General features: G+C 69.4%; 17 protein-coding genes. 7 read left to right on the forward strand and 10 right to left on the reverse strand.

All coding sequences use genetic code 11. The features are described from left to right. Positions 1 to 506 precede the first annotated feature (506 nt). A complete protein-coding gene (locus KEG38_RS32930; protein WP_272424036.1) occupies positions 507 to 1,940 on the reverse strand; it encodes a serine/threonine protein kinase in 1,434 nt (477 codons plus the stop codon). Positions 1,941 to 2,257: 317 nt separating this feature from the next. On the opposite strand from KEG38_RS32930, the gene KEG38_RS32935 reads away from it, so the two are divergent. The 4 genes from KEG38_RS32935 (at position 2,258) to KEG38_RS32950 (ending at position 9,638) form a co-directional block, all read left to right on the forward strand. Beyond that, positions 2,258 to 3,100, forward strand: coding sequence for a hypothetical protein (locus tag KEG38_RS32935; protein WP_272424038.1), 843 nt, complete (start codon positions 2,258 to 2,260; stop codon positions 3,098 to 3,100). An 89-nt stretch (positions 3,101 to 3,189) separates the two neighbouring features. Further along, positions 3,190 to 7,266: a serine/threonine-protein kinase gene (locus tag KEG38_RS32940; RefSeq protein WP_272424039.1), complete on the forward strand. Its 4,077-nt coding sequence runs from the start codon at positions 3,190 to 3,192 to the stop codon at positions 7,264 to 7,266. A gap of 109 nt (positions 7,267 to 7,375) precedes the next feature. Then, on the forward strand, positions 7,376 to 8,629 hold the full coding sequence (locus tag KEG38_RS32945; RefSeq protein WP_272424041.1) for a protein phosphatase 2C domain-containing protein: 1,254 nt from the start codon (positions 7,376 to 7,378) through the stop codon (positions 8,627 to 8,629). Further along, a complete protein-coding gene (locus KEG38_RS32950; protein WP_272424044.1) occupies positions 8,598 to 9,638 on the forward strand; it encodes a hypothetical protein in 1,041 nt (346 codons plus the stop codon). The genes KEG38_RS32945 and KEG38_RS32950 overlap by 32 nt, the downstream gene beginning before the upstream one ends. A 332-nt stretch (positions 9,639 to 9,970) precedes the next feature. Here the strand turns inward: KEG38_RS32950 and KEG38_RS32955 are convergent, their stop codons facing one another. Next, the gene (locus KEG38_RS32955) at positions 9,971 to 11,479 is read right to left on the reverse strand and encodes a phytoene desaturase family protein (RefSeq protein WP_272424046.1); all 1,509 of its coding nucleotides are present in this window, start codon (positions 11,477 to 11,479) and stop codon (positions 9,971 to 9,973) included. Between the two features lie 93 nt (positions 11,480 to 11,572). Between KEG38_RS32955 and KEG38_RS32960 the strand changes: the two genes are divergently transcribed. Then, a complete protein-coding gene (locus KEG38_RS32960; protein ID WP_272424048.1) occupies positions 11,573 to 12,889 on the forward strand; it encodes an MFS transporter in 1,317 nt (438 codons plus the stop codon). A gap of 1 nt (position 12,890) precedes the next feature. On the opposite strand, the gene KEG38_RS32965 is transcribed toward KEG38_RS32960, so the two are convergent. Next, entirely contained in the window at positions 12,891 to 13,154 is a 264-nt protein-coding gene (locus tag KEG38_RS32965) for a hypothetical protein (protein WP_272424049.1), read from the reverse strand. After that, a complete protein-coding gene (locus tag KEG38_RS32970; RefSeq protein WP_272424050.1) occupies positions 13,151 to 14,629 on the reverse strand; it encodes a vWA domain-containing protein in 1,479 nt (492 codons plus the stop codon). Before KEG38_RS32970 ends, KEG38_RS32965 begins: the two co-directional genes overlap by 4 nt. A gap of 163 nt (positions 14,630 to 14,792) precedes the next feature. Here KEG38_RS32970 and KEG38_RS32975 point away from each other — a divergent pair, with 163 nt between their 5' ends. Next, positions 14,793 to 16,085 (forward strand): hypothetical protein, encoded by a 1,293-nt coding sequence (locus tag KEG38_RS32975; RefSeq protein WP_272424051.1) that lies wholly within the window; start codon positions 14,793 to 14,795, stop codon positions 16,083 to 16,085. A gap of 127 nt (positions 16,086 to 16,212) precedes the next feature. Beyond that, on the forward strand, positions 16,213 to 17,394 hold the full coding sequence (locus tag KEG38_RS32980; RefSeq protein ID WP_272424052.1) for a ferritin-like domain-containing protein: 1,182 nt from the start codon (positions 16,213 to 16,215) through the stop codon (positions 17,392 to 17,394). A gap of 241 nt (positions 17,395 to 17,635) precedes the next feature. Here KEG38_RS32980 and KEG38_RS32985 read toward each other — a convergent pair whose 3' ends face one another. From KEG38_RS32985 to KEG38_RS33010, 6 genes are all read right to left on the reverse strand, one after another. Then, a complete protein-coding gene (locus tag KEG38_RS32985) occupies positions 17,636 to 18,055 on the reverse strand; it encodes a hypothetical protein (protein ID WP_272424053.1) in 420 nt (139 codons plus the stop codon). Between the two features lie 303 nt (positions 18,056 to 18,358). Beyond that, positions 18,359 to 19,093, reverse strand: coding sequence for a hypothetical protein (locus KEG38_RS32990; protein ID WP_272424054.1), 735 nt, complete (start codon positions 19,091 to 19,093; stop codon positions 18,359 to 18,361). A gap of 63 nt (positions 19,094 to 19,156) precedes the next feature. Then, complete coding sequence (locus KEG38_RS32995; protein ID WP_272424055.1) at positions 19,157 to 20,044, reverse strand: hypothetical protein; 888 nt, start codon at positions 20,042 to 20,044, stop codon at positions 19,157 to 19,159. Positions 20,045 to 20,047: 3 nt separating this feature from the next. After that, positions 20,048 to 20,941 (reverse strand): isoaspartyl peptidase/L-asparaginase, encoded by an 894-nt coding sequence (locus KEG38_RS33000; protein ID WP_272424056.1) that lies wholly within the window; start codon positions 20,939 to 20,941, stop codon positions 20,048 to 20,050. Positions 20,942 to 20,943: 2 nt separating this feature from the next. Next, entirely contained in the window at positions 20,944 to 23,613 is a 2,670-nt protein-coding gene (gene cphA, locus KEG38_RS33005; RefSeq protein WP_272424057.1) for a cyanophycin synthetase, read from the reverse strand. Continuing rightward, positions 23,610 to 24,485, reverse strand: coding sequence for a cyanophycinase (locus KEG38_RS33010; RefSeq protein WP_272424058.1), 876 nt, complete (start codon positions 24,483 to 24,485; stop codon positions 23,610 to 23,612). Before KEG38_RS33010 ends, cphA begins: the two co-directional genes overlap by 4 nt. Between the last annotated feature and the right edge of the window lie 12 nt (positions 24,486 to 24,497).

Here is a 24,497-nt window from a genome sequence, read left to right on the forward strand (position 1 = left end):
CCAGTCCTTTCGGGCATGTTTGTCCAGATAAACTGAAGTTTGGGCCACGGTCTGGTGCTGTGGATTTTTGCCCGTAGTGGAATTTGTTGATTGTTGTCACCCAAACATCTTGCTACCAGTACTTTGGGGCCGTTTTTCCTTATCGGCGAGGGGCCTGCGCGGGGCGCTCGGGGGTCCTCCGGAGCTTTTTCCGGTCTTCCGGGTGTTTTCGGGCCATTTTTGTCGGTTTTTGCGTCATGAACCCACCTGGATTTTGACGCGTTGCGTTGTTGTGTATTATGATCAATAATCTATAAATTAGATTGTCTAGTAAAACGTGTTTCTTGTAAAACTTTGGTTCGTGTTGCTTGTGATATTTATTGGTTTGTCGCGAAAATAAATTGTAGTTGAATGAAATAATGTGCGCGGCCATTGCGCCAAGTCGGCGCTCGATGGTCGCGATAGGCGGGAATGAAATGTCGGAAAATCGAATCAACGAGGGGCAGGGCGCCCCTCGGATTGCTTTTTCAGGCCGCGCTGCGGCTCACGAGAACGAGCGGATCCGGGCCGGGCGCCGCCTCGAAGCCGCCGAGGCCGTCGAGTAGCTCCCACGTCGCGCAGAGATTGGGCGTTTCCTCCGACGACGCCCAATCGCCCGTGCGCGCGAGCGGGCCGCCGACAATCTCCGGATCCGCGTCGATTCGCTCGCGCACCACCACCTCGCCCGCGTGCGCCGAGACGTTCACGTGCACGCGTGGATCCGATCCAGAACGCGACGCGAGCGCCGTGTGCAGGTCGAGCGCGAAATCGAGCGCCACCTGCCGCTCGTCCTGCCAGCTCACAGGATCCCGCGGCAGCAGCCGGAGGCCGAGCACCTCCGCGCTCGTGCTCGTACACAACGTGTAGCCCGCGCTCCGCATCCGATCCTCGGCGCTCGCCAGGATCCGCTCGATCTCGGCCGCGAAAAGATCCGGCGCGTCCTCGGCGTCGGCGCGCAGCCGGATCTCGATGAAGATGCCCACCGCGAAGCGCGGGAGCTGGTGCGAGGACGAGCGCAACGTGCCCGCCGAGGTCGCGTGGCGCAGCGCCCGCACGAGCGCGTGCACCGACTCGTAACGGCGCTCGGGCCGTTTTTCCAGGCACTTCAAGACCACCGCGTCGATCTCGCGCGAGACGGGGACGCGCTCGCTCGGGCGCGGCGCAGGCTCCTCCAGGTGCTTGCGCACAAGCTCGCCGGGGAACGAGGACTCGAACGGCAAACGGCCCGTGAGCAGGCGATAGAGGAGCGCGCCGAGCGCGTAGACGTCGGTGCGCGCGTCGACCGGCGCGCAGAGGAGCTGCTCGGGCGCCATGATCGTGAGCGTGCCGATCTGCCGGTTCACCGAGGTCAGGCCCGCGCTCGACGTGCCCGGATCGACGAGCTTCGCGATGCCGAAATCGAGGAGCTTCACGCCGCCGAGCCCGCCCGTCGCCATCACGTTGCTCGCCTTCACGTCGCGATGGACGATGCCCGCCGCGTGCGCCGCGCCAAGCGCCGCACACACGGGCTCGAGGATCTCGAGCGCCTCCTCCGGGCCGAGGCGACCACGCATCGAGAGCAAGACGTCGAGCGTGACGCCGGGGAGATACTCCATCACGAAAAACGGCGTTCCGCAGGAGAGCGCGCCGACTTCCTTGATCTCGACGATGTTCGGGTGGCGGATGCGCCGGAGGAGCTCGACCTCCCGGACAAACCGTTCGATCATCTTCGGCAGCGGCGCGAGCGTCGGATGCAGGACCTTGATCGCCACAGGCTCCGCGCGGCCCGCGGGATGCGCGCGGTACACCGAGCCACACCCGCCGCGCGCGACGAGCCGGTCAATGACGTAACCACCAACGGACGTCCCGACAGCAAGGGGGACGTCGTGATCCTCGCCGCCGCCCATCCCGCCTCCGCCAAGAAGCCCAGATCGACCCATCATGCCCTCCCCCGGTGCGATCGCGATCCTACGCCACGGGTATGACCCGAAATGCGCCGCGTCGGCAACCGATTTCCGCGGTATCCGTGCTTGTCGCGAAGCCCAATGATCGCCGCGACGCGCGATGGAATCAGGGTACGCACGGGCCTGATGGGGCCGCTCCCGATCCCCCCGACCCTAGCGCGGCATCAGGGCAATTCCCGATGCACTCGTCGAGGGTCACCCGTTCGCAGGACGCCCGTACTCCAAGTTCGTCGTGTCCTGTGCCGGCTCCGTGTTTCGCGCTATCGTGAGGGGAATCTCTGAGACGGGGGGGGTACATGTCTCGGAAATCAATGGTCGCGTTTTTTCCGTTCGTGCTCGTAGCGGTCATGCCGGTCATCGGTTGCGTGGGGGGGCCGGATCTCGACGAGGAGGACAGCAACGAGGTCGTGGGCGAGGCGGCCCTCGGCATCAACATTCTGAACGCGCTCGTTCCCGAGGCGCTGACGGCGGGTGGGGACTTCGCCAAGGCGCCTCTTTCGGTGGACGCGATGGTGCCGGAGGCGCGCGCGGCTATCGAGGACTCCTCGGAGCAGGGGAGGCTCGCGCGGATGTTCCTCCGTTATGCCGTGGGCTGCGCCCTCGGACCGGACCAGGAGCTCTCGTACTCCTGGACGGACCTGCACGGCGATGTCCACAGAGAAGTGTACCAGGGCATCGCAGGGCTCGCCCCATCGTGGGAGCAAGCGCCGCTCGACGAGGTGGGCCAGCAGTGGGTGTCGGCGTGCCTCGGCGCGCGCACGAATCGTTACGGCAGGGCCGTGGAGATCTCGATGCATGGCTCCGCCGATGTGCTTGCGGAGGTGCATGACGCCGAGATCAAGGGATTCCCCTACGAGGAGGGGGCGTTCTGGGGAAACGTCTTCTTGCCCGAGCCCTATCTGCGTACCTGTTACAACCCGGCGAACGTCGAGCAGGCCCGGAACAAGTCGCGTGATTGCGCGGCAGGTCTCGCGGGCGCGGGCGACGAGGACTGCGGTATCATGGAGATCATGGGACCTTGCGCGAGCCAATGCGAAGCGCTCGGCGAAGGCCTGTACCATGCAGGCTGCACCGCACCCCAATCTGGGGTTCCTTCCGGAGGGAAAACGGAGTATGTGATCACCGTTTTCCTGCCGTAAAGATGATCGCACCACTGCCGCCGCCGGAGCACGACGCAACCATCCGTCAAGGACGGAAAGTATCGCGTTGTGCTTCGTGCGGGAGGCGGGTGGGGGCCTCCGGGTGTCCGGAGCATGGTCGTCCACTCGAAGGGGACACGGCGCCCGAGCTCGTATCCGAGCCCGAGGCGCCGCTGCCCGAGTTCCGCGGCTACCGCACCGAACGAATGCTCGGCCGGGGCGGGTTTGGCATGGTGTACGCGGCCGTGTCGACAGCGCCGCTGCCAAACGCCGGGCGCCGCGTGGCCATCAAGCTGGCCCGGGACGATCGGGCCGGCGCCGCGCAACGGCTCGCGCACGAGCTCGTGGCGCTGCGCCTCGTGGGCCCGCCGCACGTGCCCGAGGTGCTCGACGCAGGCGTGCTCGCCGCGGGTTCACCCTACATCGTGATGGAGCTCATCGAGGCGAGGACGCTCGCGGAGATCCTCGTCGCCCACGGCGGGCCTCTGCCCCCGGCCGAGGCCTGCGCGATCACCCGCGCCTTGCTCGGATCGCTGCGCGCCGTGCACGACGAGGGGCTGGTTCACCGCGACATCAAGCCGGAAAACGTCCTCGTGACGGAGCCGCCGGGCCGCGCGACGGTGCTCGACCTGGGGCTCGCGCGGCGCGAAGGCGTGATGCCGGCGCGCGTGACCCCGCCCGAGGAGGGCGCGATGGTCGGCACGATCGAGTACATGGCGCCCGAGCAATGCGAGGGTCGCGCGGAGCTCGATGCGCGCGCCGACGTGTACGCGGTGGGCGTGATCCTGTACGAGATGCTCGCCGGGCATCCGCCGTTCTGGGGGCCACCGGCGGCGGTGCGAGAGGGGCATCTCTCCCGCAGGCCCGCGCGGCTCGAACGTGCGGCCGGGACGCCGGTCCCGGCGGCGCTGGAAGACATCGTGCTTCGGTGCCTGGAGAAGGATCCGGCCGCGCGATACACGAACGCGACGGCGCTCGACGAGGCGCTCGCGGCGATCGCTCTCGGGACGGAGGCCGAGGTGCAGAGAATCCCGGATGTCGCCGGGGATCCCGCGACGAACGGGGTGGGAAAAACCCAGCCCCCGGATCGGGGCGTGTCGGCCGATGCTCGAACGAGGTCGTCCGATGCGTCGGCGTCCGAGCGGCGCACGGTGGCCTTGCTGCACTTCACGTCGCAGCTCGATCCGATCGCACTGCAGGGACGCATCGAGCCGATCGGCGGGCACGTGATGCGCGCCTCGAGCGGCCGGTACGTGGTGGCGTTCGGGCACGAGGCGGACGAGAACCCGGTGCGCCTGGCGATTCGCGCCGCGCAGGATCTCGTCGCGCGCGGGATCTGCGAGCGGGTGTGGATCGATCTCGCGAACGTGTCCGTGACGACGCGGCCCGACGGGTCGAAGCGGCTGCTTTCGCCGCACCTCGCGCGGATCGGGCAAGCGCCGCTGCCGGCGTCGACCGCGCCGATCCTGCTCTCGCCGACGGCGCGCGCGGTGCTGACGGAGGCCGATCTCTCGGAGCTGCTCTCGTTGTTCGGGGCGAAGACCGTCGAGGAGAGCGAGCTTTCGGGGGCGGAAGATCCGACAACGCGGCTCGGGCACGTGGGGCCGCCGCTCGTCGGTCGGGACGATCTGCTGGAGACGCTCACGCTCTCGGCGCTGCGGTCGGTCCGCGAAGGCGTGCCGTCGGTCGCGGTGATCGTCGGGGATCCGGGGCATGGCAAGAGCCATTTGCGCAGGCTCTTGGTCGAGCGTCTGCGCACGCTCGTGCCGCTCGGAGCGGCGGTGGATCTTCGCGCGCCGGAGCCGATCGTCGGCGGCGGCGACAGCGTGCGCGACTTGCTTTCTGCGGCGCTTGGTCTGCCCGCGTCGATGCCCGTGGAGGGGCGCAAGGCCGCGCTGCGCGAGCGCCTCGGGCCGGCGAGTAGCCCCGAGGCGGAGGCGGCGCTCGCGCTCGCGCTCGGCTGGGTGGGGCCGCCGCGCGGCGACGAGACCACGGACTTCCCGGGCCTGCGCGCCCTCGAGGCCGCGCCCTTCGCGCTCGGCGCGACCCTGCGCGTGGCTGGCGGCGAGGCGCTGCGGAGGCGCGCGGAACGGACGCCGCTCTGCGTGGTGCTCGACGACGCGCAGTTCGCGGACGAAGCAACGCTCGGCATCCTGGAGCACGCGACGCTCGCGGAGGCGCGGGCGCCGATCTTCGTGTGCGCTCTCGGCCGGCCCGTGTTCCGGGAAAACCACCCGTCCTGGGCCGAGCGCGCCGCGCACCGGGACGTCTTCGATCTCGGCCCGCTCGATCCGCAGAGCGCGGCCTCGCTGGTGCGCGCGCTGCTCGCGCCGGCGGAGAACGTGCCAGAGCTCGCGGTGCGCAGGCTCGTGGAGCGGACGCAGGGCATTCCGCTCTTGCTCGTCGAGCTCGTGCGTGGGCTCAAGGGCGCCGGAATCGTGCGCCGGCACGAGGGCGGCCGCGGGTTTTACGTGGCGACGGACGAGCTCGATCGGGTGCCCGATCTGCCGCTCATCGAGTGGCTCGCGCACCGCGAGATCGACGCGCTGTCGCCGGCGGAACGGGCGCACGCGAGGCTCGTGGCGACCGTCGGGGCCGAGGTCACGCCGGAGGAGATTTCCGGCATCCTGCGGGGGATCTTGCGCCGCCTCGATCAGAGCGGCGAGTCGAGCGAGTTCCCGCTCGACGCGCGGATCGGCATCGAGCGATTGCTCAACACGGGCGTGCTTCGCCGGCAGCGTCACGGCCGCGTCGGCTTCCGGCACGCGCTCGTCCGCGAGGCGATCGCCCGCGGCGTGCCCGAGGCGCTCCGCCGCAAGATTCACCTCACGTGCGCCGAGTACTACCGCGACGCGCCGGGGCCGCCGGAGGGGCCGCCCGAGGAGCAACGGCTGCCGCAGCTCGCATACCACGCGGCCTGCGCGGGGCTCTTCGACGTGGCGGAGGCGGCCTACATGGCGCTCGCCGAGGCGGCGCGGGCGAGGCACGCGTACGTCGATGCCGAACGTTTCTACACGCTGGCCCTGGAGCAGCAGGCGAGCACGGGGATGTGGCGTGGCAACGCGTACCGCGGCCGCGGGCTCATGCGATATCGCGTGGGCCGCTATCACGACGCGCTCGCGGATTTCGCCGAGGCGCGCGCGGCGGCGAGCGCGGCGGGCGATGAGATGGAGATCGTCGAGATCCTGCTCGACGAGGCGACGGCGCTCGACTGGATGGGCGAGCACGGGGCCTCGCGCGACAAGGTGCAGGAGGCGCAGGCGCTCGTCGCGGGCCGGGCGACGCCGCTGCTCTCGGCGCGCATTCTGCTCGGGATCGGGCGTTCGCTTTATCGCTTCTCGCTCAAGGAAGAGGCGCTCGACGCGCTCACGCGCGCGGCGTCCGAGGCGGCGGCGCTCGGCGAGGCGGGCTACGAGACGCAGGTGATCGCGCTGCTCATGCTGGGCTACCTGGAGCAGGGCATCGGCCGGCACGCGGAGGCCGAGCGCGCGCTCGATCGGGCCGTGACCTTGTGCGACGCCCACGGCGACGCGCTGCACCTCGCGGCGTCGATCAACACGCGCGGCGTGCTCCGCGGGTTCCAGGGGGATCGGCAGCGGATGATCTCGGACCTCGAGCGGGTCATCTCGCTCGGCCGCGAGCTCGGGCAGGACTACATCGAGTGGACCGGCCACTTCAACTTGGGCGAATGCCTCTACCTGATGGCCGAGCTCGAAGCGGCCGAGCCGCACGTGGCCCAGGCGCGCGCCATCGACGAGCGGCCCGTGGGCGGCGAGCCGCGCCTGGCGAGCATCCTGCTCCAGGCGCGGATGCTGCTCTATCGCGGCGACATCGAGAACGCGCGCGCGCTCGCCTCGCGGGCCCGCGGCGGGACGTCCGCGCCGCTGACGGTGCCTTCGGACGACGTGCTTTGCTCGATGATCGAGCTCGCGACCGAGGACGCGGGCGACGAGGCGTGGGAGGCGCTCGAGGCTCGCTCGGAGCGGTACTCGATCGGGCAGGAGCGCATCGAGGTGGTCGAGACGCGAGGCCTGTCCGCATTGCGGCGGGGGAGGCGTCGCGAGGCGGCGCGTCACCTCGAACGCGCGCTCGCCCTGTCGCGGCAGATCCCGAACGTGATCGGCAAGCGGCTGGCGCGGCACCTTGCCGAGGCCATGCGCGACTAGCGCCGCGATCGCGGGGTCGGGCCGGTTTTTCCACAAGCGGCGGACGGTTCGTAGTAGAAAAACCGAGGGGGCGTTCCGTACGTCGCGCGCCGCCCGGGGATCTCCGCCCATGCAGCTTTGGACCGCGATCGCACTCGCCCTCGGTGTCGTCCTCGTCGGAGCCGCCGGTTTCCAGCTCGCGCGGCCGAAAGCCCTGCCTTCGGGCGGCAAAGGAGAACGCAAAGGGGAAGGGGGCAAGGCGGACGACGCGCCCGAAGTCCCCGCGAGTACACGTGCGAGCAAGCCCGCGCCGGAGCGAACGAGCAAGCCCGCGCCGGAGCGTTCGAGCAAGCCCGCGCCCGAGCGTTCGAGCAGGCCCGCGCCCGAGCGTACGTCGTCGGACAGACTCCTGCCGAAGATCGCCGAGCCGAACGAGGACGAGGACGACAGCGAGCTCACGGTCATCACGTTGAGCCCGAAAATGCCGCGCCTCTCGGACCTCTCGAACGACGACGAGCGCGAGGTCGAGGAGCACCCGGACGCGCCGGCGAAGGCCATCGTCGTGGACGACGACGCGGCCGCGGACGAACCGACGCGCGCCTCGCCGTTCATCCTCGTGAGCGCCGCGGGGCAGACGGACAAGGGGCAGAAGCGCAAGAACAACGAGGACAGTTACGTCGTCGTCGACGAGCACGGCCTGTTCGTGGTGGCCGACGGCATGGGCGGGTATGCGGGCGGCGAGATCGCGAGCGCACTCACGGTCGAGGTGATCGAGAAGGCGTTCAAGACGCAGAAATTCGAGGGCCCGGCCTACGAGAACGTGCCGCGCCGGGGCCAGGAGCTCGCGCGCAGCATCCAGATGGCGAACAAGGCCGTTTTCGAGAAGGCCGCCGGGGACCCGATGCTGAAGGGCATGGGCACGACGGTGGTGGCCGCGCGCTTCTCACTGAACAAGCAACGCCTCTACCTTGGGCACGTGGGTGACAGCCGCTGCTATCGGCTGCGTGAGGGGAAACTCGAGCAGATCACCACGGATCACACGATGGCCGCGCTCGGCTTCACCGGCCCCGCTTTTGCACATCGCCTGAACCGCGCGGTGGGCACGCAGCCGTCCGTGGAGATCGATCTCATCATCGGGCGCCCGCGCCCCGACGATGCCTACCTGCTCTGCTCGGATGGGCTTTCGAAGATGGTGCCCGACGAGGAACTGCGGCAGATCCTGGTCGAAACCAAGCATCCGCAAGAGGCCATCGACAAGCTGATCGCCCGCGCCAACGAGAAGGGCGGGCACGACAACATCACGGCGATCCTGGTCTGCGTGAAGTCGCCGGCGGAGTACATTCGATCCCTGCGTGAAGCGCCGACAGCTGAACAAGCGAGCTGAGACGATCGTCGGCCGTTTTGCACTCGCCGCGTTGGGCGCGCTCTCCATCGGGGCGATGTCGTTCGTGGTCCTCCGCGATTTCAGCGCGCCTGCGATCACGGCCGCGGCGCATCTCCCCGCGCTCCCCTCGGCCCGGCCCCCGGAGCCGCCCAACGCCGCGCCGGAGGCGGCTCGGGAGCCGCAAGAGCGAGCGGATCGCAATATCTCGCGCGAAGGCTACACGCTCGTCTCCGCGGGCGCGCTTTTCGTCCCGTCGTCGTTCGCGTCGGCCGATGGCACGTTCGATCTGCTGATTCATTTCCACGGCAACGCCGAGCTCGTCGCGGAGAGCGTGGCCGCGGCGGGGCTCTCCGCGCTCGTGCTCGTGGTGAACGTCGGCGTGGGCTCGGGCGCGTACGACACGCGGTATGCGGCGCCCGCGATGCTCGATTTCGATGTGGCGCGGGTCGTCGAGACGGCGGCCGCGCGTGGGCTCCGCGGGGCGCGACTCGGGCGGCTCGCGCTCGCGGCGTGGAGCGCCGGCTACGGGGCGATCGGGCGTATCCTCGCGCGGGACGAGGCGTTTTCGCGGGTGTCGGCGGTGCTGCTTTGCGACGCGCTCCACTCGAACTTCGTGGACAAGGGCAGCCGCGAGGTCGACATGGAGCGTATCGCGCCGTTCGTGCGTTTCGCCGAGAAAGCCGCAGCCGGCGAGAAGCTTTTCGTGATGACGCACTCGGAGATCGGCGAGTTCCGTTATGCGACCACGACCGAGACCTCGGACGCGATCCTCCGCGTGATCGGCATCGAACGATCCCGCACGATCGGCTGGCCCGATCGCCCGAGTTTTCCCCTGGGGCGCGCCGTCATGTCGACCGAGCGCTGGCTCGAGCAACGCAGCGAGGCGCGGCGCGGCGAACTGCGTATCGCGGGGTATCGCGGGTTCAAGGAGGACGACCACATCGCGCACCTCGCGCAGATGTCGTCGACGGTGCTCCCTTCGCTCGTCGAGTATTGGAAGCGCCGGTAGGGAGCCGCTGCGCCGGGGTTTCACCCCGGACCCGACCAGGGGCTATCCGCCCCTGGACCTGGACCAGCGCAAGCGCTGGACCCGGGGTCGCTGAACTGCGCGATGCGCAGTTCAGCGAACAGGCCGAGGCAAGACCAGCGACGACCTTGCCAATCAAGACAGCGGCGCTGACGCTTCAAGCGGCAACGCCGTCCCACCGGCTCGTGGAAGAACCGCGCATCGCGCGGTTCTTCCAACCCGAGTCCAGGGCTTGCCCGGGTTTGGGTCGAGGGGCGAACAGCCCCCGCGGGGCCCGGGGCAGAGCCCCGGCGCGGCGGCCCCATGTTGAGGGTTTACCCCTCGTCCCGCAGCGCCGCCTCTGCCGCATTCCTGCCGCAGGCGCCGTGCACGCCGGCGCCCGGGTGCGTGTACGAGGAGCCGAGGTAGAGCGCGCGGATCGGCGTTCGATAACGGAAGTACGGGAACACGGGGCGGAAGAAGAGCTGGTGCTGGATCTGCGCCGAGCCGCCGCCGAGATCGCCGCCGAGGAGGTTTTCGTCCATCGCTTCGAGGTCCGGCGGCGTGACGATCACGCGCGCGAGAACGCGCTTCTTGAAGCCCGGCGCGAGCTCCTCGATGCGCGTCTCGATTCGATCGGCGAACGATTGTTTAACCGCCTCCCAGCCGCCGGGCACCGTGGGAGGAACGCGCGAGTAGGCCCAAAGCGTGTGTTTGCCGGCGGGCGCGCGTGTCGGATCCGCGAGCGTTTGCTGGCCGATGACGAGGTACGGATCCTCGGGCAGCTCGCCGCGGCGCACCTCGGCCGTGAAGCGCGCGAGATCGTCGAGGCTGTCGCCCGTGTGCACGACGGCCGAGCGCGCCGCGTCCTCGCACGACCAGGGCACCGGGCCCGAGAGCGCCCAGTCCATCTTGAACGTGCCGAAGCCGTGCTTGAAGTTTCGCATCGACTCCGCGAGCGGCGTCGGCACGAGGTCCGGATCGAGCAATCGCAGGTACAGCGCGGGCGCCGACGTGTCGGCGATGATCGCGCGATCGGCCTCGATCTCCTCGCCTTGCTCGGTCACGACGGCCGCGGCGCGGCCCTCGCGCACCACGATACGTTTGACGCGCGCGCCCGTCCTCACCACGCCGCCGAGCTGTTCGAGCCGCTTGATCAACGCCCGCGTGATCGAGATCGCGCCGCCCTCGGGAATCGCGAAGCCGCCGCTCGACGCGAGCATGGCCAGCATGAAGCCCACGATCGCCCCGAAGGGATCGTCCGGCCCGACGTCGGTGTGCAGCGCGAGCGCTGGAATGATGCGGCGCGCGGGTTCGGTCCGGAACGTCCTCTCCGCGTAGCCGCGCCCGCTCGACGCGGCCACGGCCGCGAGCCGGAGCAGGTTTGCCGGGCCGAAGCGGAGCATCTGCCCCGCGGCGGGCAGCGTGGAGAGCAGCGCATCGAGCAGCCCGTCCCGCGTCTGCGCGTGCCAGCGCGCGAGCTTCTCCCAGGCGGGTCCGTCCTCGCCGAGGCTCTGCTTGCTCGCGTCGAGGTCGCGCCCGATGGCGGCGCACGTGCCGTCCTTGGCGGGGTGGGCGCTGTCGAGGGGCGCGTGGCGCCAGACGAGGCCGGCGTCGTGCAGGTCGAGGGGGAGCAGGGCGGGGCTCGTGGGGCCGAAGGGGAAGAAGGCGGCGCCCACGTCGTGGAGGAAGCCGGGCAGGGTGCTCTCCTCGGTCCAGACGGCGCCACCGGGCCGGCGCTGGGCCTCCAGCACGAGCACGGACCACCCGGCCTGGGCGAGGTAGTTGGCGGCCACGAGCCCGTTCGGACCTGCGCCGATCACGATCGCGTCGGGGGTGATCATGGAGTTTTGTGTAGCACGGTGAGAAGCGCCGGTGTTCGTCCGGTCGTGTTCCCGTAGCGGCCGGGGCGCCACAACGCGTACCCTCGGCGAACGATGAACCAAGGCCCTGGTGCGTCCTCCACGTCCCTTCCGATCGAGCGAGGCGAGCCTTCTGCCCTCGTCGAGGACGCAAGGACGCGTCGCGGACGGTGGACCGCGTGGGTGCTCACGTGGGTCTCGTACGCGACGTATTACTTGGGGCGCAAAGGGATCAGCGTCGCGAAGGCGCCGATCATGGAGAGCCTCGGCAAGGACGTGCTCCGCAACGTCGAGACGGCGTACCTCGCGGCGTACATGGTCGGGCAGTACGTGAACGGCATGCTCGGCGATCGCGTCGGCGCACGGAGGCTCGTGGGCGTCGGCATGCTCGTCTCGGCGGGCGCGTGCCTCGCGTTCGGGGCGTCGAGCGTGGGGATCGCGTTTCTCGTCGCGTTCCTGGTGAACGGCTTCGCGCAATCGTCGGGCTGGCCGGGCAACGCGAAGGCGATGGCCGAGTGGACCACGCCCGAGAATCGCGGCCGCGTGATGGGCGTGTGGGCGACGTGTTATCAGGCCGGCGGCATCATCGCGACGTGGTTCGCCACGTTCATGCTGAGCCTCTACGGCTGGCGCGCGTGCTTCTGGGGCCCGGCGGTCGGGGTCGCGCTCGTCGGCGTGCTCGTGCTCCTGTTTCTGAAGCCGGGCCCGAGGGCGGTGGCGGTCGTGCCCGGGCGCGACGTGACGACGATCGTCGATTTCGGCAAGATGGATGAAGCCTCGATCCGAGCGCTCCAGCGGGAGGAGCGGAACCGCGTGCTCCGGAGCCCCACGGTGTGGTTTTACGGCGCCTCGTACTTCGGGATGAAGCTCATCCGGTACAGCATCCTGTTCTGGCTGCCGTTTTACCTCACGACGGCGCTGCATTATTCGAAGACGGGCGCCGGGTACATGTCCATTTCGTTCGAGGTCGGCGGCGTGCTCGGCACGATCACCATGGGGGCGATGTCCGATCGATATCGTCATATCTCGCGCTCGGTCTTCGCCGCGGCGTGGCTCGTGCTCCTCGCCGGCGCGATTTTCCTCTACGCGCAGCTCGGCGCCACGGGCACCGTCGCCAATTTCGTGATGATGGCGCTCGTCGGCGCGCTCCTCTTCGGGCCGGATTCGCTCATCAGCGGCGCCGCGGCGCAGGACGCGGGTGGGGCGTACGCGGCCGCCACCGCATTGGGCGTGGTGAATGGCGTCGGCTCGATCGGGGCGATTCTTCAGGAGTACGTCACGCGGGGCGTGAGCGAGCGCTACGGGTGGGACAAACTGTTTTACGTCTTCGTCGCCCTGGCGGTGTTCTCGGCGGTCTGCCTGATCCCGACGTTCCGTCCGCGGAAGGCGTGAGTCACTCGCATTCCTTGTACGACTCGCCGAGCGAGCACCAGGCGGCCTCGCAGGAGGCTTGATCGCCGCCCTGCTCGAGCTTCTTCGCGGCCACGCAGCTCTGCGAGCTCGCGCAAGCGCCGCTCTCGCCGCACGTGTTCGTCACGAGATCCGCGCAGGTGAAATCGCTCGGGCAGGACCTTTGCCCCTCGTCGGAGCAGCCCGCCGCCGCCAGACACGCGAGCACGAGCGCGCCAAAGAGCCCCCGAAAAACGCGCCCGCTCATGGCGTCTCCACGACGAGGCCGAGGTTTTGCCCGAGCTTCTGGAGCAGCGTGATCTCCCGCTTCAGGTTCTCGTCGGACAGGGCCGCGTCGGCGCTCGTGAGCCGCGCGATCGCTCCTTCGAGCCGCGCGGCCGCGTCCTCGGCGTCGAGGCTCCCCGTGTGGTAATCGCCGCAGAGCCGCTTCAGCACGAGGTATTCGTTCGTCACGGCGAGCGTCCGCGCGATGTGCGGGGTCGGCAAGAGCGCGTCCGTCGGCCCCGGCAGCGTCTGGAAGGGCAAGCGCATCGAGAGCGTGTCCTTTTCGAGAACGCCCTCGGGCGTCTCGTATTCGATCGTCACCGAGCCCGCCTCGATCGCCTCGCCGGAGACGAGCGGCTCGAGGTTCGACCCATCGAGCCGGAGCACGATCCCTCCTTTGCGTTTGCTCAGGAACACCGTGCTCACGTCGAAGAGCTTGCCGCTGCCGTGCTCGCCGATCTGCGGCACGCCGTAGACGTCGGAGACCTCGGTCCCCTCGGCCGCCGCCGTGGAGACCTTGAGATCATACGCAATGGGCGTCACCAGGAAATCGAGCTCCTCCTCGAAGATCGGTTTCACGTCCTCGGCGCCCACGAATCGATAGTTTCCGCCGCGCAGGTGGGCGATCTGGTCGACGAACGAGGCGTCGAAGTCCGAGCCGAAGCCAAAGAACGTAAAACCGATGTCGAGGGCCGAGGCCGCAGTGACCATCGACTGGAAGCTCGCGGCGTCGGTCGCGCCGACGTTCGGCATCGCGTCGGTGAACACCATCAGCCGCGAGAGCGTGTCGCGCTGCACGTGCTCGTCGATCACGGCATACCCGAGCATCATGCCCTCCTCCATCGAGGTCGAGCCGCCGGTCGTGATCTCGTCGACCGCGGCGTGCAGCGATTCCTTGTCGGAGACGGGCGTCGATTCCTGGATCGTGTTCGCGCTCGAAGCGAACTCCACGATGGCCACGCGATCATCGGGCCGGAGGTGGTCGACGAGCGCGTGCAGCGCGTCCCGCACGTGCGGGAGGTTGCCCTCCATCGAGCCGCTCGTGTCGATCACGATGCCGAGGTTCAAGGGCTTGCGGACGAATTCATCCTCGCGGATGTTCGATTGCATGCCGAGCTGGACGAAGATGTCGCGCGCGTCGTCGTCGAGGCCCACGTCGAGCCCCGCCGCCGTGTCGATGCAAAGGGGTTTTGCGCAGAGCGTGGGGGCCGCGAGGGCGAGGTCGTGCTCGGAGTAGAGGCCCTCCGGGGTGAAATCGTCGAGCGTGGGGACGCCGCCCGATTCGATGATGCTGCGCGCGAGCCCGATGTCCTGGGCGCCGCCGGGCGTGGCCCCGAGAAAATCGCCCCCAGCCGAATACCCGCCACCGCACCCCGCAGGCGCGGCAAGGGCGAGCACGAAGGCGAGGGGACGAAACGAGGGACGGAGCTTTCCCGCAAACGATGTTCGTCGATGCATGTCGATTCCAATCCAAGGCAAGGGTTTTCTCGACGCAGGGGCATCCCACCCCGGCGTCGAGACCCTCGATGAAATCGCGCGTTCCGGGCGGCGTCAAGGGGGCCTCCGCCGTCAACTGGGAAAGGTAGGCCGCCTCCGTTACCATGAGCCCTTGGAGGTCTTCATGGTGTCCTTGTCTTCTCGTCTCGGTCCCACGCTTTGCGCGCTCGGCGCGGCCGCCGTCCTCATGGCCCCCGGCGAGGCGCGCGCGGACGACGACATTCACTGGTTCTCGCCCGGGCTCATGCTCTCGCTGAGCTTCGGCGACAAGATCAACTTCGGCCTCGGCCTCGACGCCCGGTATTCGCTTCTCTTCGTCGGGGATACCGGCTGCTTCTCCGGCCCCCGTGGTGCTATCGGCGCATTCGCGCAGGCGTCCTGGCTCAACTTCTCGTCCGCGGGTCGGTTCGCCGCGGGCATTCATGGCGGCGTTGGCCTCCGGGAGACTCCGTTCGGCGCGAACGCCGAGGTCGGCTGGACATATCGCACGGCGCTCTCGGACCAGCACCCGGGCGGTCACGGGATCCACGTGGGCCTCGGAGGCATCGGCGCCGAGATCGTCGACCTGGCCTTCCGCGGCACGATTCCCTGGCCGGGCGACGAGAGGAAACCCGAGTTCACGGTCGCCTTGGGCGCCCATTTCCCGCCCATGTACGGAGAACCGGGCATGTGTATCGTCGGGCGGCCTTTGCGCATGAACGGCCGATACGTGTTGCCGGGCATCGCCGGGAAACCGCGCCGCGGGAGCGCGCGCCGGGCAAGGATTGACGAGACCACGCGGGCCGCGCTCGCGCAGGCCTTCCAGGACGACGCGCGCGCGGAGTGCGCCTCGATTCCGGCATTTCTCGCCCTGGCGCGGGATCTCGCAGCGGTGGGTGCGCCGCGGGATCTCGTGGACCGGGCGCTCGTCGCGGCGGCCGACGAGGTGCGGCACACGGAGCTTTGTGCCTCGATTGCAGGGGATCTCGCGTCGATGACGCTCGCGCCGGAGCTCTTGCCGGCGCCGCGGCGCTCGGGGCTCGATCGAAGGCGGGAGCTTTCGCGTCTGTGCGTCGAGTCCTGGGAAGACGGCTGCCTCGGCGAGGGCGCCGCGGCGGAGCGGGCGCGGAGGCAGGCGAGGGGAGCGAAGGATCCGGGCATGGGCGCGGCGCTCGGGGCGATTGCGGAGGACGAGGCGCGGCACGCGGAGCTCGGATGGCGGGTCGTAGAATGGTGCCTGTCCGAGGGCGGGAAGCCGGTGCGGGACTCTTTGGGGGAGGCCGTGGCGGCGTCGCCGGAGGGGCCGGCGCGGGAGGAGGTGCCGGAGGCGGAGCCGGCAGCGTGGCGCGCCCATGGAAGGATCGGGCAGGCCGAGATCGACGCGTCGTGGGAGAAGACGCTGCGTTTGGCGCGGAACACCGCGGAGGGGTTGCTTTGAGCCTGTCCGTGACGTGATTGTCAGGGGTCCGCCGACGGCGGCGCCTCGAATTCAAGCACCCCTGCGGAAGGCATGCGCCGTGCATTCGGGCCCGGCACCACCGGGACAACCCCCCACGGAGGCCTCGATGAATCCTGCGCATGTCTTCCGCCGTTCGCTCGCCCATCGTCTTTTCGCCCTGCTCGCGCTTCCAGCCGCGGGCGCCGTCGTCTCCGGATGCTTCATCGGCACGAGTTGCCCCGACAATGACGAGCCCATCGCCGCCGAGCGATGCTTCACCTGGCCGCCGGAGGACGCAGGCGCAGGCGGCGGCGGCGGTGGGAGCGTCGATCCGCTCGTATGCCCGTCGCGGGACGAAGCGGTGACTCGGCTCAATGATCAGTTCTTTGCGTCTCACACGGTCAAGAGCGACGGGACGCTGAAGAACGGCCAATGCTGCTATGCCACCGAATTCATTCCCTACTGCGAGGGGCGGCCGTACCTCGTCGGCGAAGTGGCCCGCACGGCGCCCGCGATCCGCGGCCGCGGGGATGGCGGGTGGGGCGCGCAGGCCTCGAGCGGACCCGATGTTTCGGCCATCGAGCCCGACCTCCGGGCAGCGCTCGCAGCAGAATGGACGCGCGACGCGCTCTTCGAGCACGCATCGGTGGCCTCATTCGGGCGCTTCGCGCTGGAGCTGCTCGCCGTGGGCGCGCCAGCCGAGCTCGTGGAAGAGGCGCACCGGGCAGCGCTCGATGAAGTGCGGCACGCGCGTCTCTGCTTCGCCCTGGCGAGCGCTTACGCAGGCGAGCCGGTGGCGCCGGGGGCGTTCCCCTTCGGAGGCGCTGCGGAGGTGGTGGCGGATCTCGCGTCGATTGCAGCGCGCACCGCGAAGGAGGGATGCATCAACGAGACGATCGCAGCCGTGATCGCGGCGGAGCAATGCGCGAGGGCCGAGGATCCCGCGGTCGCCGAGGTGCTCGCCGGCATCGCGGCGGACGAGGCGCGGCACGCGGAGCTCGCATGGCGCACGGTGGCGTGGGCGATCCGCGTGGGAGGCGAGCGTGTGCGGGCAGCGGTGGAGGAGGTCTTCGTGGGCCTGGGGCAGGGAGCCGTGCTGGATGCGGGCGGCGCGGAGGATCCGCGGCTCGCAGCGCACGGGCGGCTCGCGGGGGCGGCGCTCTCGGAGGCGACGGCGCGGGCGCTGGAGGAGGTCGTGGGGCCCGCGGCGGGTGTGTTGTTCCAGAGCGTAGCGCCGGGGTTTCACCCCGGACCCGAGCAGGGGCTATCCGCCCCTGCACCCGGACCAGCGCAAGCGCTGGACTCGTGACGATGAACTGCGCGATGCGCAGTTCATCGAACAGGCCGAGGAACGACCCCTGCCAAGCAAGACAGCGGCGCTGTCATTTCAACTGGCAACGTCATTCCTGGTCTTGCCACCGGCCGCTGGAAGAACTGCGCGAAGCGCAGTTCTTCCACAAAAGGTCCAGCGCGTGCGCTGGTCCGGGTCGAGGGGCGGACAGCCCCCGCGGGGTCCGGGGCAGCGCCCCGGCGCGGCGGCCGCCCCGGGGTCACGCCCGCCGCGCGCGGTCGGCTTCGAGGAACGCGCGCGCTTCGGCCTCGGTTTCGACGAATATGAAACGCGTTTTACCCGGACGAAGGACACGCATGGCGTGGTTGAGCATCGTGAGGAGCGTGCGGGTCTGGAACGAGGCGCCGTAGCTGACTACGGCGGCGATTTGGTCGAGGGGCAGGCCCTTGACGAGGGCCTCGCGGGCCTCACGCGTGGGCGCCCCGCCCCCCCGCGCGTCGCGGAGGATGTAGATGCGCCAAGCGGGCGGGAAGGTGGCGAGCGCGTCGAGGAGTTCCTCCACGTGCTCGCGCGTGATGTCCCCGTCGATGCGCGTGTGCAGCACGTCGGGTGGCTCGACCCAGGCGAGGTGCGGACCGATGCTCCGCCGACCGCTCGCGTCGTCGTCCGTGGCGCCCATGCAGGAGCACTGTATCCGGGGTAGGGGAGCGTCGCGACGGGGAGCAGGGTATCGACTGGCAAAGCTGACCGTGGCATGCGCGCGCGTCGGCGGAGCGCTCGTCCGGTGTGACGGGCTGATCTGCGAGGCCGCGAGGGGCGCCCGTCCGTTCGGACGGGTGGATCTTGTGGTGGCGCAGATCACGCGTTCCGTTCGGACGGGTGGAGCGCGGGGTGGCGCAGATCACGCGTTCCGTTTGGACGGGTGGAGCGCGGGGTGGGAGCGGGGCCTCCGTCCGCTTGGACGGGCGGGCCTCGCGGCGGGTCAGCCCTCGGGGGGCGCGGAGGCGTCGTCGTCCTCGTCGTCCTCATCGGCGACGGCCGAGCCCGACTTGTTGAGCTCCGGATACAGGCTGTCGATGAAGTCCTGCGAGAAGTGCGTGCGGAGGCGGCCATCGATTTGATCGAGCGTCTCGCGCAGGTCGAAGATGCCCTTGTTCACGGCGGCGCGGAGGGGCGTTCGTTGCTCCTCGAGCGCGTTGGCGGACTTGTTGAAGGTGCGCAGCAGGTTCGCGGCCTGATCGAGGGTATCGGCGAGCGGCCCCGTGCCCGGGATCTTCGCGGGGAGCGAGCGAAGCGCGCTGGCCGCGCGTTCGGCGTGCTCGACGGTCTTCGCGTGACCGGCGCGGAGGACACGCGAGAGGGAGGTTTTCGCGAGAATGGCGCCGAACCCGCCCGGCAGAATGCTGTCGATGTCCTTGCGATGCGGGCGCATGGCCCCATCGGCCGCGCGCTGGGCCTCGTCGCAAAGAAAATTGGCGACGCGCTGACGCGCGCGAATGTCGAGGTGCGCGTGCTCGACGAAGGCGCGATAGGGAGCGACGGCGCTTTCGAGCCCCTCGACCCGCGGCCCGAGCACCTCGATTTCCGCCGCGAGGGCCTTCTTTTGAACCTCGGAGAGGCGATCGTTGACGTCCAGATGAGCGATCATCGTCCGGAGGATCTCGCTGCTCCAGCGGACATGGCGGGCGCCGGAGGCGGCGCGGCTGAGTTTTCGCATGGGGTGGGAGGTTACGGAAGAAGGGACGGGGAGGGCAAGGGGAAATACGATCGATCGCCGAACTCAAGCATTCACGATCACAGCCGCACTCTTCGCCAGGATCACCACCCGCTCCGCCGGCTTCCCGTCGAACGCGAGCACGTTCCCCCCGTCGCGATACCCGCCCTGGCTCGCGTGCCCCGGCAACCCCGCCCCCGACCTCCACTCCGCTGGCCCGAAGACCTCGATCTCGTCGCCGTCGTTCACCACGATGGATAGCGGCTCGTTCCAGTCCTTCGCCGTCCCGCCGAGCTGCGCGACCACGAATGCGTCGTCGTCCACGAGCGCCGTGCCGGACTCGTCTTCGACCAGGAACACGCCTGCCGCGCTCAGTTCCTCCACGGTCACGGCCGTCACCGCTTCGACCTGCGTCCCGCGCTTCGCCGAGACGAGCCCAACCGTCTGCCGCTTACGGCGCTCCAGGAACGCCGCGACCGGCTGGCCGAGCGGACCCTTTACGGGCTCGAGGACCCGGACCCGACCCCGCACCCGGCACACCCCGCTCGCCGACCCGATCGGGGCCACCGCGGGCGCAGAAGCAATGCGCGCTTGCAGGACGCGGAGGCGCGCGCGAAGGCGCTTGATGCGCGCGCCGATGAAGGATCGATACGCCGCGTAAATCCCACCCCAGACCACGACCTGCACGCCGATCAAGAGCACGACCAGTTCGACGTTACCGGTCCCGTACTGGTGCGACGTGAAGAACGTCAGCACGAACGCGATGATCGCGATCCACCGCGCCCACGGGTCCACGAATGCCGCGAACGTCGGGTGCCCCAGGAACACCGCGGGCGGAGAGAGCGCCGGGACGCCGGCCTTGTCCACGAGCTCGAGCTTGCAGCGGAGGCACTTGTCTCCGCCCAGGCCCGTGTCACCGCATTGCGGACAGGAGAACGGAGGCTGATTGCGCATCGCTCATCCCACGAGCAGAGCGCTCGCCATGTTTCGATTGGAAGCAATCGCCTGCCCGTCGCGCGAGGCCACGAGCAAGCCCACGTCCACGATCTCGGGGAACTTCGCAATGCCCCGCTGGGCCGCGCGCGCGGCCGGAATGCCCTCTTCGAGCCAGTCGTAGACCGTCTTCGACAGGAACCGCCGCACGATCTCCTCGCCCACGCCCGTCGCGGCCACCGCGCCCGCCGGGCCCGCGTAGACGCCGCAGCCCATGAGGGGCGAATCGCCCACGCGGCCCTTCAGCATGTACACCGTCCCGCCCGTCGACGCGGTCGCCGCGAACCTTCCCTGGCTGTCCCGCACGACCGCGCCCACGGTGTCCTGGAAAGGCGCCTCCGCGCCGAAGTTCCACAGCGACTTCCAGTCGATCGAAAGCCACGGCGCCGCGTCCGCCGCATAATCGCCGTCGCCCTGGCCCCGGAGCTCCGCCATCGCCCGCGCATGTTTGGCCTGCGCCTTCTCCGTGAGCGGATCGTAATCGGGGAACCGATGCGCCCGGGCAAACTGCGTCGCACCGTCCCCCACGAGCAGCAAATGCGGCGTCTCCATCACCTTCGCCGCGACGAGGATCGGATTCTTCACGCGCTGAATGCAGGCGACCGCGCCAAACCTCGCGTCGCTCGTCATCACGGACGCGTCCATTTCAATGGTGTTCCCATCGAAACGCAGGTTCGAGCCCGTCCCCGCATTGAAGCGCGGATCGTCCTCCAGGATGACCGTCGCCGCGAGCGCCGCTTCGAGCGCGTCACCGCCGCGCTCCAGCACCGAGCGCGCCGACTCCGCGGCCTTCACGCAGCCGTCCGAATGGACGTGCGGCGAGGCCGCGCCCCCGTGCGTCAGAATGGCGTATTTCACGTTCAGGCCTCGTCCGGCAGGGAAGGCAGGTGCGACGTGCGCTCCTTCCCCCAGTAAATGACCTGCTTCCAGCAGGCCGTGACGTCGTCCGCGAACACCACCACGAGATCGCCCGGCCGCGCCATCGAGAGCGCCGTCTCCACGGCCTCCTTCTCGTCGAGCTTCTTCAGGATGTGCTCCTCGCTCTTGCCCGCCTCCCGCGCGCCTTCCGCGAGGAGCGACGCGATCTCGCCGGGCTTGCGGCCTCTGCGCGCCGCATCCTCCTTCGCGATGACCACGTCGAACGCGCGCGCCGCCTCGCGGCCGACCGCGCGGATGTCGTCGTCGCGCCGATCACCCGCGGCCATGAGCACGCCGATCGAGCGCTCGCGCCGGAGGCCCAGGACGAGCTCGGCCATCTTCGCCATCGCCGCCGCGTTGTGGCCGTAGTCGACGATCACGCGGAACGGGTGCTCGTCGAAGACGTTGCAGCGGCCGGGCGCCTGGAAGAACGAGGTCGTGAACGTGCGCAGGCCCTGGCGGATGTGCTCGAGCGAGACGCCCATCGAGAAGGCGATCGCCGCGGCCGCGAGCGCGTTCTCGACGTTGAACTTCGCCTTGCCCTCGAACGTCGCCGGGACGAGGTGCGTCCACGTGACCGGGACGTGCCTGTCGCCGTCGTAGATCGTGATCATGTCGCCGTTGACGCCCTGCTCGAGCACGACCGCGCGCCCGCCCGCGCGCACGTGCTTGCGGACGGTCTCGTTCGAAGGCGAGCGCGTGAACCACATGATGCGGCCGCCTGCCTTGTCCGCCATCTCGCGCACGAGCTCATCGTCGGCGTTGAGCACGCTCGTGCCGCCGTCCCGCACGACCTCGACCACGAGCCGCTTCACGAACGCGAGATCCTCGACGGTCTCGATGCCCGCGAGGCCGAGGTGATCCGCCGAGACGTTGAGCACCGCGCCGACGTCGCACCGATCCCAGCCGAGCCCTTCACGAAGAATGCCGCCGCGCGCGGTCTCGAGCACCGCGGCTTCGACGGTCGGATCCGTGAGCACGACGCGCGCGCTCCACGGGCCCGTCATGTCGCCCTTCAGGATGCGCTCGCCGTCGATGTAGATGCCGTCCGTCGTGGTGAGGCCCGTGCGCTTGCCGCTCATCTTGAGGATGTGCGCGACCATGCGGCTCGTCGTGGTCTTGCCGTTCGTGCCGGTGATCGCCGCGAGCGGGATGCGCGCCGGCGCGCCGTTCGGGAAGAGCATGTCGAGCACGGGCGCGGCGACGTTGCGCGGCGTGCCCACGGTCGGCGAGACGTGCATGCGGAAGCCGGGCGCGGCGTTGACCTCGACGATGACGCCGCCGTGCTCGCGCACGCTCTTCGAGATGTCGGGGCAGATGAGATCGATGCCCGAGACGTCGAGGCCGACGACCTTCGCCGCGCGCACGCTGACGTCGATGTTGTCCGGGTGGATCACGTCGGTGCGGTCGATCGCGGTGCCGCCCGTGGAGAGGTTGCCCGTCGAGCGGAGCGCGAAGACCTGGCCTGCGGGAAGCACGGTCTCCAGCGTGATGCCGGCCTGGCTCATGAGGCGGTTTGCCTGATCGTCGATCTCGATCCGCGTGAGGACTTTTTCGTGGCCGACGCCGCGGCGCGGGTCGCTGTTCACGACGTCGACGAGCTCTTTGATCGTGCTCTTGCCGTCGCCGACGACATGGCCGGGCACGCGCTCGGAGACGGCGACGACTTCGCCGTTCACCACGAGCACGCGATGATCCTTGCCGGGCTGGTAGGTCTCGACGAGGACGTAGCTCGAGAGGTCGTAGGCCTTGGTGTACGCGTCGCGCACGGCCTCGGGCGTCGTGAGGTTCAGCGCGACGCCGCGGCCGTGCGAGAGGTCCATGGGCTTGACGACGACGGGGTAGCCGATGCGCTCGGCGGCAAGGGCGGCCTCGTCGGCGGAGTAGACGCGCTCCTGGTGCGGCACGGGCAGGCCCGCGCGCTCGAGCAGCGAGTTCGTGAGCTCCTTGTCCTGCGCGATCTCGACGGCGATGTGCCGCGTCTCGCTCGTGACCGTGGCCTGGATGCGCTTCTGATGCGTGCCCCAGCCGAACTGCACGAGGCTGTGCTTGTTGAGGCGCATCGTCGGGATGCCGCGGCGCTTCGCTTCGTCGACGAGGCTACGCGTCGAGGGGCCGAGCGCCATGCGCTCCGCGAGCCGCGCGAGGTCCTCGATCTCGGCGTTCAGGTCGGCGAGCTTCGGGAGGTGATCGGGGAAGTGATCGGGCAGGAGGCCCTGCAAGTAACGCAGCGCGAGCTCACCGGCGCGCCTACCGACCGACTCCTCCTCAAAACTGTAGACGACGTGGTAGACGCCCTCGCGGTACGCCGTGCGCGTCTTGCCGTACGTGACGGGCGTGCCCGCGAGGCACTGGAGCTCGAGCGCGATGTGCTCGGTGATGTGGCCGAACCACGTGCCGTCGTGGAGCCTGCGGATGAAGCCGCCGGGCTCGCCGTAGGAGCAGCCGTGCTCGTGCAGCGTGGGCACGTCGGCGAGCAGCCGATCCACGAAGCCAGGGATCTTGTTGCTCGGGTACTGCTCGAGCTCCTCGAGGTCGAGGGTCAGGCGAATGACGGGGCGGTAGCCGTAGAGGTTGGGGCCGCGGTAGACGCGCGTTTCGAGCAGTTTCACGGTGCCTCTTTGCTGCGGGATGGCCACGAGGGCTGGCGGCCGTCGATGTCGTAGCCGCAGCCCTGCGTGAGGACGTGGACGGACAAACCAAGCAGCGCCGCGGACGAGTTTCGCGGGACCTCGTGGATGTCGGTGTGCTGGATCTTCGAGCCGTCGATGACCGTGACCGTGCCGCGGCCGATGACGTCCATCTTCTTGTCGGCGCGCAGGACGATCGCCGTGTCCTCGTCGATGCCGACGCCGATCAAGAAGGGGTTCATCGCGACGGCGGAGAAGAGGCGGCCGATGCGGTGGCGCTGCGCGAAGTGCTGGTCGATGACGAGCTTGCGCGTGAGCCCGAGTCCCGGCGCGAGCATGACGAGCTCGCGGCGCGGCGCGTAGCCCTTCTTGCCCTGCGCGATCATGTGGTCGCAGAGGACGCTCGCGCCCGCGGAGGTGCCGGCGACGACGCAGCCGCCCCGGTGCGCGCGGCGGATGGTGCGCGCGAGCTCGGTGCCGCCAAGCATCGTCACGATGCGGCCTTGATCGCCGCCCGTGAAGAAGATGCCGGTCATCTCCTGGATGAGCGCGAGGGTGCGTGGATCCTCGCCGTCGGCGCGCGTCTCGATGCGGACGACGTGCACGTCGGCGCCGAGCTCGCGGAAGATCGCCTCGTAGGTCCCCGCGAGCTCGGTGGGGATGCTGGAGGCCGTGGGGAAGACAGCGATCCGTGCTTGCTTCGGGCCGCCCGCGTGACGGACGACTTCACGCAGGACGTTCCGCGCGCCGACTTTGTCCTCCGCACCGCCGATGGCGATGAGGGGTCCGCGCTGGAGATGGCCATCTTTACCGTGCGCGCCGGGCGCGCTCGCTTCGGGCTTGTCGTGGGCCAAGGCGCGCCACGG

Origin of the sequence: Polyangium jinanense, from assembly GCF_028435265.1 — a bacterium.
GTDB classification, from domain to species: domain Bacteria; phylum Myxococcota_A; class Polyangia; order Polyangiales; family Polyangiaceae; genus Polyangium; species Polyangium jinanense.

Excerpts from the sequence above, each read along its gene's own strand:
- KEG38_RS32930 (WP_272424036.1), bottom strand. The coding sequence starts at position 1,940 with ATGATGGGTCGATCTGGGCTTCTTGGCGGAGGCGGGATGGGCGGCGGC.
- KEG38_RS32935 (WP_272424038.1), top strand. The coding sequence starts at position 2,258 with ATGTCTCGGAAATCAATGGTCGCGTTTTTTCCGTTCGTGCTCGTAGCG.
- KEG38_RS32945 (WP_272424041.1), top strand. The coding sequence starts at position 7,376 with ATGCAGCTTTGGACCGCGATCGCACTCGCCCTCGGTGTCGTCCTCGTC.
- KEG38_RS32955 (WP_272424046.1), bottom strand. The coding sequence starts at position 11,479 with ATGATCACCCCCGACGCGATCGTGATCGGCGCAGGTCCGAACGGGCTC.
- KEG38_RS32960 (WP_272424048.1), top strand. The coding sequence starts at position 11,573 with ATGAACCAAGGCCCTGGTGCGTCCTCCACGTCCCTTCCGATCGAGCGA.
- KEG38_RS32965 (WP_272424049.1), bottom strand. The coding sequence starts at position 13,154 with ATGAGCGGGCGCGTTTTTCGGGGGCTCTTTGGCGCGCTCGTGCTCGCG.
- KEG38_RS32970 (WP_272424050.1), bottom strand. The coding sequence starts at position 14,629 with ATGCATCGACGAACATCGTTTGCGGGAAAGCTCCGTCCCTCGTTTCGT.
- KEG38_RS32975 (WP_272424051.1), top strand. The coding sequence starts at position 14,793 with ATGGTGTCCTTGTCTTCTCGTCTCGGTCCCACGCTTTGCGCGCTCGGC.
- KEG38_RS32980 (WP_272424052.1), top strand. The coding sequence starts at position 16,213 with ATGAATCCTGCGCATGTCTTCCGCCGTTCGCTCGCCCATCGTCTTTTC.
- KEG38_RS32985 (WP_272424053.1), bottom strand. The coding sequence starts at position 18,055 with ATGGGCGCCACGGACGACGACGCGAGCGGTCGGCGGAGCATCGGTCCG.
- KEG38_RS32990 (WP_272424054.1), bottom strand. The coding sequence starts at position 19,093 with ATGCGAAAACTCAGCCGCGCCGCCTCCGGCGCCCGCCATGTCCGCTGG.
- KEG38_RS32995 (WP_272424055.1), bottom strand. The coding sequence starts at position 20,044 with ATGCGCAATCAGCCTCCGTTCTCCTGTCCGCAATGCGGTGACACGGGC.